Source organism: Bacillus sp. OV166 (assembly GCF_900177675.1).
In the GTDB taxonomy this organism is placed as follows: Bacteria; Bacillota; Bacilli; order Bacillales; family Cytobacillaceae; genus Neobacillus.
Genome location: NZ_FXWM01000001.1, coordinates 454,691 through 469,961, shown reverse-complemented (window position 1 = coordinate 469,961; position 15,271 = coordinate 454,691). Strand labels below are relative to the sequence as shown.

At 37.5% G+C, this 15,271-nt stretch carries 12 protein-coding genes; 3 read left to right on the top strand and 9 right to left on the bottom strand.

The features are described from left to right. Positions 1-68 precede the first annotated feature (68 nt). From CCK98_RS02350 to CCK98_RS02335, 4 genes are all read right to left on the bottom strand, one after another. Positions 69-365 (bottom strand): WXG100 family type VII secretion target, encoded by a 297-nt coding sequence (locus CCK98_RS02350; RefSeq protein ID WP_026565218.1) that lies wholly within the window; start codon positions 363-365, stop codon positions 69-71. A 475-nt stretch (positions 366-840) separates the two neighbouring features. After that, a complete protein-coding gene (locus tag CCK98_RS02345; RefSeq protein WP_256942517.1) occupies positions 841-1,809 on the bottom strand; it encodes a carbohydrate kinase in 969 nt (322 codons plus the stop codon). Positions 1,810-1,868: 59 nt separating this feature from the next. Further along, positions 1,869-3,281: an MFS transporter gene (locus CCK98_RS02340; protein ID WP_088085116.1), complete on the bottom strand. Its 1,413-nt coding sequence runs from the start codon at positions 3,279-3,281 to the stop codon at positions 1,869-1,871. A 27-nt stretch (positions 3,282-3,308) separates the two neighbouring features. Then, a complete protein-coding gene (locus CCK98_RS02335) occupies positions 3,309-4,370 on the bottom strand; it encodes an NAD(P)-dependent alcohol dehydrogenase (RefSeq protein WP_088090256.1) in 1,062 nt (353 codons plus the stop codon). Positions 4,371-4,561: 191 nt separating this feature from the next. On the opposite strand from CCK98_RS02335, the gene CCK98_RS02330 reads away from it, so the two are divergent. Further along, a complete protein-coding gene (locus CCK98_RS02330) occupies positions 4,562-7,096 on the top strand; it encodes a tetratricopeptide repeat protein (protein WP_088085115.1) in 2,535 nt (844 codons plus the stop codon). Positions 7,097-7,408: 312 nt separating this feature from the next. On the opposite strand, the gene CCK98_RS02325 is transcribed toward CCK98_RS02330, so the two are convergent. Together CCK98_RS02325 and CCK98_RS02320 are read right to left on the bottom strand one after the other, a co-directional pair. Then, complete coding sequence (locus CCK98_RS02325) at positions 7,409-8,116, bottom strand: hypothetical protein (protein ID WP_088085114.1); 708 nt, start codon at positions 8,114-8,116, stop codon at positions 7,409-7,411. Positions 8,117-8,270: 154 nt separating this feature from the next. After that, positions 8,271-8,774 carry a DUF6241 domain-containing protein gene (locus CCK98_RS02320; RefSeq protein ID WP_088085113.1) on the bottom strand — a complete coding sequence of 168 codons (504 nt, stop codon included), beginning with the start codon at positions 8,772-8,774 and terminating at the stop codon, positions 8,271-8,273. 345 nt (positions 8,775-9,119) lie between these two features. Between CCK98_RS02320 and CCK98_RS02315 the strand changes: the two genes are divergently transcribed. Next, entirely contained in the window at positions 9,120-10,322 is a 1,203-nt protein-coding gene (locus CCK98_RS02315; RefSeq protein ID WP_088085112.1) for a macrolide family glycosyltransferase, read from the top strand. Positions 10,323-10,533: 211 nt separating this feature from the next. Here the strand turns inward: CCK98_RS02315 and CCK98_RS02310 are convergent, their stop codons facing one another. Continuing rightward, positions 10,534-11,028 (bottom strand): MurR/RpiR family transcriptional regulator, encoded by a 495-nt coding sequence (locus tag CCK98_RS02310; RefSeq protein WP_256942230.1) that lies wholly within the window; start codon positions 11,026-11,028, stop codon positions 10,534-10,536. A 1,676-nt stretch (positions 11,029-12,704) separates the two neighbouring features. On the opposite strand from CCK98_RS02310, the gene CCK98_RS02305 reads away from it, so the two are divergent. Then, a complete protein-coding gene (locus CCK98_RS02305) occupies positions 12,705-12,902 on the top strand; it encodes a CBS domain-containing protein (protein ID WP_256942229.1) in 198 nt (65 codons plus the stop codon). A gap of 90 nt (positions 12,903-12,992) precedes the next feature. Here the strand turns inward: CCK98_RS02305 and CCK98_RS02300 are convergent, their stop codons facing one another. Both CCK98_RS02300 and CCK98_RS35095 read right to left on the bottom strand, forming a co-directional pair. Further along, on the bottom strand, positions 12,993-14,426 hold the full coding sequence (locus CCK98_RS02300) for a sodium:alanine symporter family protein (protein WP_088085110.1): 1,434 nt from the start codon (positions 14,424-14,426) through the stop codon (positions 12,993-12,995). A 666-nt stretch (positions 14,427-15,092) separates the two neighbouring features. Further along, entirely contained in the window at positions 15,093-15,233 is a 141-nt protein-coding gene (locus CCK98_RS35095; RefSeq protein ID WP_179195687.1) for a hypothetical protein, read from the bottom strand. Between the last annotated feature and the right edge of the window lie 38 nt (positions 15,234-15,271).

The window sequence follows — 15,271 nt, the reverse complement described above, 5'->3', positions numbered from 1 at the left end:
TTGGGATCATAGCCCCTAATGACATTCCACTTATCTAATGCTCATCTTTCATTTGTCAGGCAAATGAATTAATTAAGCCCAAAATTCTGCGATAATTGCTCATCTTGTTGAGCAACTGCATCTGCCGTCTTGTTCAATTGTGTATTAATTTCCTGCATTAATTGAGCAAAATTTTGTACTTTTGGCTTCAACTGGTTAAACTGATCGTCAAATCTTTGGAAGGCACGGCCTTCCCATTCACCACGAAGTTCATTTTGTAAATTAGTTAAGTCCCTTAAAATTTGCTCAATTTGTTGTGAACTTTGCCCATAGCGAGTCGCTTTAGCTTTTAACTCCGCTGGGGTCATACGAATTTGTCCAGCCACTTGTTCTCCATCTCCTCTGCCTATAGTTTGCCGTGGAATTAATTAATCACGAATTCCAGACAATAACACTACGTTGGAAGTAAATTCCTATCTATTTATTTAACATAGGATCTGGGAACATTCAAACGCCTCTGGAAATGAGTGGGATTTCATCTAGTACTTTCCTTCTAATTTACATTAAAACTGGGAATTTTCAGCCGGAGGATAAGGGGAATATGATTCTTTCTTAGTAAGACAAAGGGTTGGTTTTTTGACTATATATAAGGAAATATTAAAAATCGTAGCACTATTTACCTGTTTTTCCGAGTTAGAATGGGTTCCTTGCACAGTTCTAAATACACAAACTTTACTTGACAAGACGATGTGGTAAGTAGCTATGTTGATACGAAGAAATGAAAAAAGAGGCTTCTCATAATTACCATTACGAGAAGCCTCTTTCAAAGAGTAGAATATTTGTCATTTTTGTAATTTACATTCAAACTTTAGCAATTTCTATCTCATAACCACTTGGCAATGCTTCAATAGCTCCTATTTTTGTACAAACAAGCGCTCCAACCTTATTTGCGAAAGACACGATGTCATGGAGCGTATCAAAATCATTACTAATAGTTTTGAGTTGTTCAGAGTCAGCAAATCTGTATAAGGCTGCTCCGACAAAAGCATCACCTGCACCTGTAGAATCAATGGATGTAACCTGAATGCTGTTAACAATCTCATTTTTCTTTCCATTAGACAGCAATGTTCCTCTTTTACCAAGCGTAACTGCTATTATTTCCGCTCCCATTTCATGAAGGAGACTAACACCTTCTTCATGATCTTTAGTCTCTGTGATAATCTCCAATTCCTCATCACTTACCTTAACAAAATCACTTAAAGCGATTGCTTTTTTGGCAATTGTGACAAACTCATCGACTCTTCCCTTCCATAAATCGCCTCGATAGTTAGGGTCAAACGAAATAAATTGTCCCTCATCTTTAGCATTGGAAATAAGATTTAGGTAGGTGCTGCAAAATGGCTCAGATAACATAGCTGTCGCCGAACCAAAATGGAGAATCTTTGCATTCCTTATTTTATCTTGATCAATATCGTCTAAGGTCAAAAAAGCATCTGCTCCCCTATGGAATACAAAGTCTCGCTCTCCACTTTTCTTTAATGAAACAAAGGCTAAAGTGGTTGGTACTTTCTCATCCATGACAAGCATAGAGGTATCTACATTTGCAGCGTCTAATGTTTGTTTCAAGAAAACCCCAAATGGATCCTTCCCTACTTTTCCGCAAAACGCTGCCCCCCCTCCTAATTCTGCAATGGCAGCTGCGACATTGGCCGGTGCACCACCAGCACTTTTTAAAAATTGACGTCCCTTTATTAAATCCCTGTCAATATCCGTACAAAAGAAATCAATTAATAATTCTCCAACACAGACAACTGAAAGATTTCTAGTTATATTATTTTGCACATCTATCACACTCATTTACTAAATTTAAATTTTTATATAAAGAATAATTAAACTGGTTGTTTTGATCTTTGCTCCAAATCTGACATCATATTTTTATATTTTTTCTCTGTTAACGGATAGAAGCTTATGATTAATACAGCAAGTAAAATAAAAAGTCCTGGGATCAATGCATTCATATTTTTAATAGCATTTAGTGAAGTTACTGTCTGTACTGCATTAGGTACATAGCCTGCTATCCCTAAATAAATGGCAGAGAACGACCCTGCGAGGGCAACTCCTAATTTATTAGTAAAACTCATGCTGGAAATAACCACGCCATCAGCCCGAACTCCAGTTTTCCATTCAGCATAATCTACACAATCGGCAATCATACCCCAAGCTAGCGTATTTAAAGGAGTGGTAAAAAAGCCCGAAGCAAATAACCAAAATAAAATTAACGTAACTGAAGAATATGGAGTAAAGTGCAGCCCGATGTACGAAATAAGAGATATAGCAGCTGAGATAATCATCACGTTCTTTCTACCCCATTTTTTTGAAAATACAGGGATAAATAAGTTACTGATTAACGCTGCCCCAAAAAATAAAACGGTTCCCCAAAACACTAATTCCTTTTGATGGATATTGTACGTAAAGTAGTACACCATGGTACTAAGTTTAATATTAAATCCAATAGCAAACGCCAAAAATGATGAGGCTAGAATTAACAAAGGCTTGTTCTTAAATAAAACAGATAACGTCATTTTAATTCCATGTTTCTCGCTCTTTTTGGGGACAATTCGCTCCCGTACTGTAAAAAAGCTAAAGAGATTCAAAACGATACTTACCATCGCATAGACTAGAGCAGTCATCTGAAATCCAAGTTCTTGATTCTCCCCTCCAAATGCTGTTGCAAGTGGTGTTGCAAATGAAATGGATAGTAGGATTCCTATATAAACCAATATCATCCGAGTAGTCGTTAATACGGTTCGTTCTTGCACGTCATTAGTAATCCGCGCTGTTAAGCTGTTAACTGGAATCGTTTGCATACTAAAGGACATTCCTAGCAAAATATAGGTAACATAGGCATAGATAATGTTTCCAGTCGGGCCAAAGTGAGGGTTGGTAAAACACAGGAAAGTGAATAACGCGAACGGAAGGGAGACCCATAATAAATATGGTCTTGCTTTCCCCCACCGCGTGTTGGTCTTATCTAAAATCATCCCCATGACTGGGTCAAAAATAGCATCTAAAATTCGTACGACAAGGAATAGAGTTGCAATAACCGCAGGGTGAATCCCACCGACATCCGTATAATAGAAAAGGAGATACGCGTTAACAAATTGGAAAACAATATTATACGACATATCACCAAGTCCGTATCCAAATCGTTCTAACCAGGATAAACCAGTACTAGTCTTACTAGAGCGGGAACTATTTTTGCCTTTGGCCTTCAATCCTGCTAATTGTCCTGTTTCTATCATAGATTATACCTCTCCATTAGTTCAGTTTTAGTCATTCGGATAGACTATAATTTTTAAACATTCATTTTTAAAATTAAGGGCTCGTTCCATCGCTTCACTTGTGTCAGCTAACGAATATCGATCCGTCACAAGATGCTTGGTGTCAACTATGCCAGAAGCAAGGAAGTTGATCCCTTTTGGATACGTGTTTGCATAACGAAAGATGCCATAAATATCAATCTCATTGTCTGCGATAAATGGTACATTTAGCGGGATTTCATTCTGGGAAGGCAATCCTACAATGGCAAGTTTTCCACCTCGACGAACGGAAGCCAGTGCGGATTGCAGCGCTGCTGGATTCCCGGCTGTTTCCCAAGCAACGTCAACCCCTCTGCCATTTGTAATGTTTTTGATTTCCTCGAGTGGTTCCTGATCCCGAATGTTGATAACATGAGTTGCCCCCATTTTTTTGGCAGCCTCAAGTCGTAATGGCTCCAAATCAGTCACTATTATCGTGCCTGCCCCAAATGCTTTGGCTGCACCGACAGCCATTAACCCCACTGGACCCATTCCCATAATAGCAATGGTTGATCCAGGTTGAAGTTTCGTTCTCATCGCTGCATGAATTCCAACAGAAAAGGGTTCGATCAGGGCAGCATCTTCAAAGGATAGTGTATCCGGGATTGCGAAGACAAAGTCTTGCCGCATTTTTATATATTGTACAAATGCACCGTCTACTGGTGGCGTTGCCAAAAATTCTACATCTGGACAAAGGTTATAACGACCCTCTTTACACGCTTCGCAGTACCCGCAGGTTACACCTGGTTCAACCGCAACGCGATCACCGACTTTAAATCTATTAACAGCCGTTCCAACAGCAGCAATCTCACCTGAGCATTCATGGCCAAGGATAATCGGCTTCTCAACGATGTATTTACCAATCCTGCCATGAGTATAATAGTGTAAATCCGACCCACAAATTCCAACGGCCATTACTTTAATCAAAACTTCATCGTGACCAATTTGCGGGACAGGCAATGATTCAATTGTAATTTCTCTTGTACTGTGCATAATTGCTGCTTTCATGTGTGTAGGTAGTGTGTTTTTCATTATAAAATTCCTTTCTTTTTGTAAGTGCATACATTTTATTTCCCTCTGTTATATTTTGATTTTACTTGCTGCCCCAATGATCTAGTAGCTTTTTAGACTGTATAAACGTACAGCGGCACTGTACTTTTTAATTTTTCATATACAAAAAGAGATGGATTGGTAAAATAACATAATAGGAGGTGTGAGGCATTATGGCTGAACTTGAGGACCAGACAGATTTTGCGGAACTGTTATCATCTGGTGTTAAGTCTTTAAAACTCCATCCTGACTTTAAGATCAGAAGGAAAAAAAATGATGTTAATACATCTGGACAATCTTACTTAGACAAAGTCGCTTACCAGCTTGGGGTCTCTTCTAACACCATTAAAAGCTGGATAGGGCAAATGGGCCCAAAATATATTCCCGGTCGAATTGACGACGGCAAACTATTTGGAATTATCTGGGTTATAATCGAAAAGACTGACAGGAATATACAGTGGTTTACAAAACTACTTGAGACTACTTCCATACCTGTAATTAAACCTGCATTACCTATCTGGGTCGTTTCATGTCTAAAAAAAGCTAAAATCTTACGAAATAACGGGGCATTCGGTGCACCGCTTGATGAAGACATTGAAAATGTAATTAATCGATTGTTTCCTGATACGCAAATAAGCAATACTATTACACCTAAAGAACAGCCAATGACGCATAACTTGCCAACTCGCTGGTCAGGAGGCTTCATCGGTAGGAGTTTTGACTTAGAAGCTATTCGTCAGTGGATGCTTTCTCCTTCACCAGTATGTACAATTACTGGTTGGGCTGGCATGGGAAAAACGACCATCGCGCTTGAAGTAGCATATGCCTGTGTTGGGGAAAAACTCCATGGGAATTCTGTTAATGTCGACGAAAATTGGCCAACATTTAGATCCATAATCTGGGTAAGTGCTGATTGGAAAGGGTTAACCTTTAGTGATTTCCTAAATACAATTGCCTATCAACTAGGACGCGTAGAACAAATAGATAAATCAATTAATGAAAAACGTTTTGTTGTCCGTAATGCATTGGCGAATTATTCTCGGCAAGAACCTGTATTGCTGATTGTAGACAGTATTGATACTGCCGAAAGTGATATTCACGATTTCATTACCAATCTCCCACAAGGTGTTAAAGTAATCCTAACCTCTCGTGAGAATTTGTATCAAAAATATCGGGAGGCCTTTCGGGAAATGGTTACCATTCAGCTGAAGGGTCTTGAAAAAACTGAAGCTTTTGATTTTTTTACTTATGAAGTACGCCGTCAATTACAAACTTGTAACTCTCCAGATAAGCGAGAAAAGATAGAACAGTTATTGAATATATCTCCTGAAATCCAGCACCAGTTGTTTTTAGCGACTGCTGGTAACCCTAAAGCTATTGCACTCAGCATAGCCTATATTTCAGACGATGACATTCCTGCTCAACAACTTATTCAGGAATTAGGGAAAGCCGGCTACACATTGTTGGAAATGTTTGATTTCCTCTTTGGGCGGACATGGAAACGCTGTGATGAAGGTACCCGGCGTCTATGGCAGGTGCTATGTTTTTTCAGCAAACCTCCTGATGAAGAGAGCTGGGCTGCAGCCGCTGGATTAGATGTTCGAAATTATCATTATGCTGTTGAACAGATGCGGACCTTTGCCCTGATCCAACCAGAGCGGATAGAAGGGAAATTATATTATCTTGGGCATCAAACCGTAGTGGCTTATGGCGAGCAGCACTTGTTAGAGAATCAAGACTTTGAAAAGGAAGCACGCAGTCGATGGAGCCGATATTATATTCAGTACTTAGAAACCCATTTAAAACGGGAGCAGCTAAATTCTGTTTATTGGAGTCACCTGCTTGGTCGTGATTTGGATAAAATCAAGAAGGAATGGCCGAACATACTTAAAGTTATAAAGTGGGCAAGCCAAGTTCCAGAAAAGGAGCTGCTAATTGATCTGGTAACACGCATAAGTCACTTTTTAAGCCGGATTAACTTGCCGCTCCGAATCGAGTACGGACTGAAAGCCGCTGATTATGCCAACCAATTGGATAAAAAAACGCATGAAGCTTTTCTTCGAATTGATACAGTAGGCTGGGCATTAATAGAAGTCAATGAATTGGATGAAGCTCTTCAACAAATTGAAGCCGGGCTTCAGATACTAGAGCATTTAGATTCTAATTACGCGGATGTTTTTGATTTAAAGGTTTGGGGACTTGCCTTAAAATCCAGACTGTTCTTAAAATCAAGCGATCCTGAAAAGGCAGAAGCAATTTTAAGAGAAGTCATAGATATATCCACTACCCCTATTATCCAACATAGAGTTTTATTAGTTCGCGGGGACTTAAGCTTGTTGCGAAAGAATTATGAAGAGGCAATCAATTTATACGAAGCCGCTAATCAAATCAGCACAATGTATGGCGGTGAAAAAACGATTGAAGCATATTTTAATTTAGGTTTAACTTATGTTAATTGCGACGAATTTGAAAAGGCAGAAACAGCGTTTGATAATATTCTCTATCACAAAAATAACGCTAATCAGATTGAGCTAATTTATTATCATTATGGGATGGCCAAAATGTTTTCTAAGAAAGGCGATAATGAAAAAGCACTGCAATCAAATCAAATCGCTATTAACCTTATTGATTCGTGGGAACCAACCATCAGTATTCGAAAAGAAGTAGAACAATTTAATGATGTAATTGAAAGTAATTTACATATTTAGCCGTGTTTTAATAAAGGCCAGAGGCTTGGCAGTAAATTTTAACACTAAAAAACCACTCCTAAATTTTATTAGGAAGTGGTTTTTTAGAGAAGAAAATAGTGGCATTTTGTCGCTATATACTCAGAATTTGTAGATATTTCCCGGGAATTTGTTGAAATTTGGAGGAATGTCCGTATCGCGTACCGCTATAAGCGCATTAATGTCGGATTGAAGAACGATGCACCAACAACCTCTATTAAAAACTCATATTTAATTCGTTATATCGCCCGGCGATACGATACAGGTAAGCAAAAAAAACCTAAAACAGGCACCTTATTTTCGGAATATGGAGAAAAGCCTCTCCCATTTTTCCTTAGGTTTTTGTATCGCTTCTTCTAAACGCTTATTAAAATCATTTTGTGAACGCCATTCTTTTTCCAGTTCGTCCCGCATATTTTGAATTTCTTTTTGTAAAAATTCACTTTTTTGTATTTCTTGCTGCAGCAAAGTTTCATAATGGTTATTTTGTTGTTCCGTTAATTTTTCAATTTTAGCATGAGTTTTTTGCGCTGAATTAGCAATACTGGAACTTATAACATGGTGATCTTGCTGGAGTCGGGAAACCGTTAGTTTAAGCTGCGACATATCGTTTGTCAGTTGGACATTCATTTCACGCGTGGCGGCAAGTTCATTGACTAAAACCTTTAAAATCTCTTTTAATTGATTAGGGTCTTGGGGTAAATTTTCATATGTATCGGGTACCGCAATTTCCGTTTCATTGAAATCTACTAATCTTTCCTTTTGTTGATACGCAAGGTCTTTAGCTGTATCGTCTAGGGGCTTATCCGTATCGCGTAGCGCTATAAGCGCTCCGATATCAGATTGAACAAAGATACGCCGATCGCCATCTTTTAAAAACTCATATCCATTCCGTTCTAAGATTTGGCCATACTTTCGAACAGTTGGTGTTGCAATCCCAACTTCTTCTGCCACTTCCTTGGATGAGAAAGCTCGTTCATTCGATTGTATATCACGTCGCATATCGGACCTCCTTTTCTATTAAATATGAAGGTTTATTGATTCATTTGCAAGATATATCGCCCAGCGATACGAAACAAAATAAGAACAGATCAGCCCTTTTTTGATGCTATCTCGAAAACATCAAATTAAAAGCGCTCCAAATGAACGCTTCTTTCTACTCAACATCGAAATTCTCCTGTATAAATTCCATTTCCTCTTCAGGTGAGGCTATGCCATTAGCCTTTCCAACCGTGCCACCCTGTAGCGACCAAATGGCATTGTGGTTATTAACGACATGATCAAAATTGCCTTTATCCCAAGATCTTAATATATTTAAATATAAATCAGCATTTCCATATTTTTTCTTATTTGCTTCCACCACTTGTAATAATCTTTTAACCCGTTCAGGCGTTAATGGCAAAGCACCCCATTTTTTTTTCGCTAATACCTTTTGATGTGACATGTTATGTATGGCTTGCTGAACAGAGTTTTCACTCATGCTTAACGGAAATTCACGATCAACCTTATTATTTTGTTCATTTACTTGGACCACTTTTTCGCCACTAGGTGCAGTTCCCACCCTAACAGTGACGTTTTCCTTATCAAGATATAAATATCCCCCAATTAATACCCCCGCGAGTACTACTGGGATCCATATTTTTTTATGTATTTTTTTCATAGTTTCTCCTGTTCCTCTAATGTGAAGGTCTGGAACATTGCTCCGTCCCTCCAAGATAGGCTTTAACTATAATAATTCAACATTTTCCCTTTACTTTCCTTTAAAACCTTTTAAAAAGTCTCAATTACCGAATAAGCTTGGCGAACATCTTCAGGGGAAAAGGGAGCAATAACTTCATACCCTTACCTATCTATATGAAGAAGGAATGGCTCTAGGGGTTATTAGAAGTTTGAGATTTTCAAGTATTGTACTATGATAAATTTAATTCCATTATTTGAGTGGGCAAGTGTATGGGACAGTGACCCTTACTCTACACAATTTAGAATTACATAAGGAGTGGTAGAAATGGCACGTGTTTTATTTATTAATGCCGGATCAGAAGGACATATCAATCCAACTATTGGAGTTGTGCAAGAGCTTATTTCGCGCGGCGAAGAGGTAGTGTACTTTACGATAGAAGCTTTTCGAGAGCGAATTGAGAAAACGGGAGCAATTGTACGAACATTGGACAATCAAAAATTTTTAAAAGCCTTTATCTCGGGTGGAAGAAATTATTTACTTGAAAGAATTAACGGTCTTTTACTTACGGCAGATATTGTCATACCTAGCGTGCTTGAACAGATTGAAGGAGAACATTTTGACTACATCATCCATGATTCCATGTTTGGTTGTGGACGTATACTTGCCCAAATCCTTAAACTTCCGGCAATCAATTCTTGTACTTCCTTTGCGCAGACAAAGGAATCATTCGATCAAATGTTGGAACAGCTTTCTAAAATCATTCCTACAGAAGTGGGTAAAGAAATAAACGATGAATATCAAGGCCTGACGGCAAAGGTGAAGGAAAAATATGATGTCGAGATCCATTCTCCTTACGATGTTTTTTGTAATCCTGCCCCACTTACAATCGTTTACACTACTAGGGAGTTTCAACCTTTTGGAGAAACATTTGACCAAACTTACAAATTTATAGGTCCATCCATCTCTACACGATTAATTCAAGAAAACTTTGACCTTACAGCAATCAAGGGAAAAAGACCAATTTATATTTCACTGGGTACTGTCTTTAACCAAGCCATTGATTTTTATAAGCTTTGTTTCGAATCATTTGGAAATAGCAATCACACGGTTGTCATGTCGATCGGGGAAAAAGTTCAAATATCTGATTTAGGGGAGGTCCCTAAAAACTTTATTGTAAAAAATTATGTTCCACAAACTGAGGTACTGAAATACACTAAATTATTTATCACACATGGTGGAATGAACAGTACCCATGAAGGTCTCTATTACGGGGTTCCGCTCATTGTCATCCCACAAAGCGCGGATCAACCGATCATTGCCGGGCAAGTTGCCAATATCGGAGCCGGCATTAAATTACAAATGCAAGGCTTGACTGCAAATCAACTACGTGAAGCTGCAGAATATGTGTTAAACACCCCATCTTTCCATAAAGCTGTTTCAAATATAAGGGAATCTTTTCAAAAATCGGGTGGATATCACCAAGCTGTTGATGAGATTTTTGAATTTAAAAGTCAATATGATATCTAAATATAAAAATTTCTATGCTGCCATTATTGGTGGCTTTTTTAGTGGTTTCGGAGCTTCCTAATAAAAAGACTACCTCCTAGTTTTTAGGAAGTAGTCTTTACTTTAGAAAATGATGATATATGTGACCTTTCTTATACAATTGTAAGATCCTTTTCAAAAACCTTTTCTGGCGAGACAAAATTATAGCCAAGATCATTGTGGGACTTAAGTTTTAATAAGAAAACAATACATTCTTTTCTATAAGTGTTTTTTCAAGTCTTTTCAACTTTTTAATCGATTCTTCTGATGACCGTTTACCAATTTCAATTACCAATGCATCTAACAATGCAATAATAGGTATTACTGAAAATTGTTCTTCACTAACTTCTACTTTCAACGTTACAGACGCATATGAAATAATTGGGCATGAGATATGGTCTGTTATCAATATAATGCTATGGCCTAGTTCATAAGCCAGCTTAACGGCTTCGATAATTCGATTAGTGTATGGTTCAAATGCAAAAACCACTAAAATTTCATCCTTTTCAAATTGCAAAATCCTGTCATAAATCACTTCCGTATCATGGCCTAGTTGCCTTATCCTAGGATAGAATTCTCCAAGCAATAGTTCAAAATATAATGCAGTTGCTTTGTACGGTCGAGTACCCAAAACATTAATATAACTTGATTTTACAATGAAATCAATTGCATTTTCAAAATTTTCCATTAAATTAGAGTCTAAGGATTTGGTAATAAGTAAAATTCGTGCTCTAATTCCACTTGTTTCCTCCTATTAATTATCTAAATTGATGAACTAACCTCACCCGTTAATCGAATAAGAAAAAGGCTGCCGTTTGATAACGGATTTATTTTTGCTCGAGAGGATCAGGCATCCACAATTAAGAAAAGTTGATGAGACCCGGCTTAAAAGGCTTCTGAAAAAAGCAGGAAAATTGACTAAACCGATGTAAAATATCACCAAATTATCATAGGTGATACACCAAGGGGTCAGGTATGGAATCGATATTGTCTAAAATTAACATCATTGGCATCCTTGTTTAAAATAGTCAAGGAGAAATAGATTATCAACATTAACTTCAATCAATCCATTTATATATATACATAAACTTCTAAGGCACCAGTTTCCTCAAAATATGAAACTAACCAAACGTTTGATTAAAACTGGTATCAGCCCTGGTAAATCAACGTTTTTCTCTGTAATTGTATAAAATATTTGTCGATAATTGGGCAGCTAAGCCTTCCATTCACCTTATTTCCTTTTAAATATACACCCTTCGACCAACTGCAAACTAATCAAACGTTTAATTAAATAGGCTGAATAGCCTTCTCTCTCAACCTTTAACTCCCAAATCTAGAAAAAAGATTGTTGAATTTACACTACTCCAAAAAACTAACCAAACGTTTGATTAGTTAACCACGAAGCCATATAAGTAAAGAGTTTCAGCCTTTTTATAAAAAAATCTTTGTCGACGCAGTTCTATTTTTCCTATATAAAAAATAAAAAACAAGTCGATATTTGGATTACCTTAGGTAAACTCTCATGCTTCGACACTTTTCCTGATCCTTCCTTACTAACCAAACGTTTGATTAGTTGCGGGAAAAACCATTTTAACAAAAGGACTTTTCCCCGGGAAATGGAGAAAAGAATGTCGAAATCCGCTCGACAAAACAAAAAGCGCAAGCGCCCGTTTAGCAGCGTATGGACTGGAGCGCTCCAACAGAGATAAATGAAACGCAGAGAGCGAAGTACACTGGGCGCTGGAGCTGATTCAGAGACCTATTTCAATGTTATCAACAATGAATTATTTTATAATTTCCTATACAACCAAAAAACCACTCCCTAATTTTTATAGGAAGTAGTTTTTGCTATTAATATAAATTATTTACATGACTACTTCACAGAATGGAGGAAAATAGCCGTAACTATTTCTCAAATGTATGGCTAACGCCTTACATCATGCCGTCCATTCATTTTGTCATATAATATGGACAAATACTCTAAAAAAAATCGGCCTTTAACGCGGTTTTTCCAGTTTACTTTGGTACCTTAAACCCTAGAATATTCAATGCTTCATGAGTTCCGTGAGGTCCGGTCCCATCATAACCGCACGTACACCCCGTTAGATATAATTGATTTCTATAACTGTCAGTAAGTATTAAATATTGATTATAGCCACCGGACAGTCTGCTAATAATGTCCGTCCATTGAATTAGGTTCTGAAATTGCCCGTGAGTTATCTATTGACCTAATTTGAGCATATTTCAATGACATTATCCTCATCAATAAAACAGGGGGTTGCTACATGGATTAAATCATATTCATTATCTTTTTTAACACAATAAGTTCCGTTATTTGCATTGTATACAGATCGTGATATTGTATTGAATTGTGTAGCTGATGGGAAAGACTGCAATTCCGTTCATTGCCATGATTGTATGACTTCGGATGTAATCACTTGTTCTCCTGATACAGATGTACATGAATGTGCTCGTATGATGGCAGACCATCAAATCCGTCGCATTCCAGTTGTACAAAATGGTGAAATGATTGGTATTTGTGTCATTGGTGAGCCAGCCTAATCTATTGCAGAATTAATAGATGTTTTTATACCAGAACAAACAAAAAGATGTTTAGACCGCGTACTGTATCTAAACATCTTTTTGTATTATTTACATCGCTTTTTCCTTTTTTGAAGTTGAAGTAGCTGTAGAGTGCTCCCAACATTCAATGCCTTCATGATTTTTAATACAATCTTTATAAAAGACAGGATCTTTACCAGCTTTTTTCTGTTTCATGTAATCCGTTAAAGCAGCAAAGGCTATTTTTGCTAGTAATGTAATAGCAATCAAGTTTATGATAACCATAATGCCCATAAATAAATCCGCTAAATCCCATACAAGCTGGACCTTCGCAATGGAACCGAATATAATCATGGCTAACACGCTTATTCGGTATAGTATCACCCATACTTTACTTTTGTGTAAAAATCGAATGTTTGTTTCCCCATAATAATAGTTACCAATTAACGCACCGAATCCAAATAGGAAAACAAAGATAGCAAGACAGCCTGATGCCCAGGAACCGATGTGTTCACTTAATGCTGCTTGTGTAAGGGCAATACCACTTAGCCCTGGTTGTTTGTAAGCATTAGAAAGCAAAATAATAAATGCTGTGCTTGTACAGACGACCAGTGTATCCGTTAATACGCCAAATGCTTGAATAAGTCCTTGTTTCACCGGATGACTTGTTGTTGCCGTTGCGGCAACGTTTGGCGCACTCCCCATTCCAGCTTCATTCGAGAACAAACCACGTTTAACTCCATTCATGAGCGCTGCGCCGATTGAACCGCCTGCTATTTGTTTAAAGCCAAATGCGTTTTGAACAATAAGAGAAAGAATTTCCGGCATTTTTGTTATGTTCGTAGCTACAACAAATAATGCAACACCGATGTATAACACAGCTAGAATCATTACCTTGTATTCAGCCATTTTTGCTATACGCGTCACACCGCCAAAGATAATCGCAGCGAAAGCAAGTGCCATGATAATCCCTACAGTTAAACGATCTGTACCGAATGAGTTCTCAAAAGCAATTGTAACGGTATTTGATTGTACAGAATTGAATACAAGACCGAAAGCAAGCGTAATTAAAATGGAGAATAATACTCCCATCCAACGTTTGTTTAATCCTTTTTCCATATAATAGGATGGGCCGCCGCGGAAACCATTTTTATCTTTTACTTTATATACTTGCGCTAACGTACTTTCGATAAAGCTGGATGCTGAGCTAATAATAGCAATAATCCACATCCAGAATACCGCTCCTGGACCGCCTAATGCAATCGCAATCGCAATTCCTGTGATATTACCTGTTCCAACACGAGCGGCCATACCGATACAGAACGCTTGAAATGGGGAAATGTTGTCTTTAGAGCCAGTTTTCCCTTCCATTAAAACACGGACCATTTCCTTTAACATTCGAAACTGTACAAATTTCGATTTAAATGTGAAATAAATCCCGCAAGAAACAAGCATAATAATTAGTAATTTTGACCAAAGGAATTCATTTGTTACACCAATCATATTTTGTAATAATTGTGGCATTTTACCACCCCTTATTAAAATTTAGTAGTTTATATTGAAGCAATTAGGACATCAGTTTGATAGAAATGGTTCGAATCGAAGTAGAGTCAGTCCCGGCGATGGTGCCACCTGCTGCTGGAATCTTAATATGAGATCATTTTTTAACAGGGTTTATTGCATCAGCATCATTTGCAGAGTTAGCTGATCTCCGTATAGACATGGATGGTAATGAAGCGGAAGAAAATGTTTCTTTGTCGCTGTGGAAAGAAACCATTGAAATGTAATTTTATTATGCTTTGTATTGATCTTGTACCACTCCTATCATGGCCGCCTACGTATTTGTTAAAGCAATAGATGAATAAATTTCATCAGAAAGCAATTCTTGGAATGGCCTTGATGAACACCTGCAATGGTTAATGAAACGAGACTGTAATCACTTCTACTGATAACCTCATCACAGGCAGGTTTCGAAATTACTATAAAAATCTAAAAAAATAATTTTGAAACTTCAAAAAAGACCCCATTTTGTTAGCTCAATGGGCATGTGAGATGACCCTCTAACCTAACCAATTTGGAGCCCATTGAAATTACATAGTTAGAGTATTTAATTAACGCGGAAAAGTTTATCCCTTTCCTTTATATCCAACTCTCGGTATCCTCTTTATCTACGTTGAATATCTAGACCCGCTAGTGGATCTTCGAAAGGTAACGGATCTCAGTAAGGATTTTACAGCCCTTCATTTTTTCAAAAGCTTCTTTTGCTTCTTTTTCAGTGTCAAACTCAAACATGTTTAGATTGTTTTTTGAATGGACAGTGATAATCCACAAGAAAATCTCCTTCTTCCTTATAATTGTAGAAAATCTCG

Coding starts and splice junctions, on each gene's coding strand:
- CCK98_RS02340 (WP_088085116.1), bottom strand. CDS start 3,281: ATGATAGAAACAGGACAATTAGCAGGATTGAAGGCCAAAGGCAAAAAT.
- CCK98_RS02335 (WP_088090256.1), bottom strand. CDS start 4,370: ATGAAAAACACACTACCTACACACATGAAAGCAGCAATTATGCACAGT.
- CCK98_RS02330 (WP_088085115.1), top strand. CDS start 4,562: ATGGCTGAACTTGAGGACCAGACAGATTTTGCGGAACTGTTATCATCT.
- CCK98_RS02325 (WP_088085114.1), bottom strand. CDS start 8,116: ATGCGACGTGATATACAATCGAATGAACGAGCTTTCTCATCCAAGGAA.
- CCK98_RS02320 (WP_088085113.1), bottom strand. CDS start 8,774: ATGAAAAAAATACATAAAAAAATATGGATCCCAGTAGTACTCGCGGGG.
- CCK98_RS02315 (WP_088085112.1), top strand. CDS start 9,120: ATGGCACGTGTTTTATTTATTAATGCCGGATCAGAAGGACATATCAAT.
- CCK98_RS02310 (WP_256942230.1), bottom strand. CDS start 11,028: ATGGAAAATTTTGAAAATGCAATTGATTTCATTGTAAAATCAAGTTAT.
- CCK98_RS02300 (WP_088085110.1), bottom strand. CDS start 14,426: ATGCCACAATTATTACAAAATATGATTGGTGTAACAAATGAATTCCTT.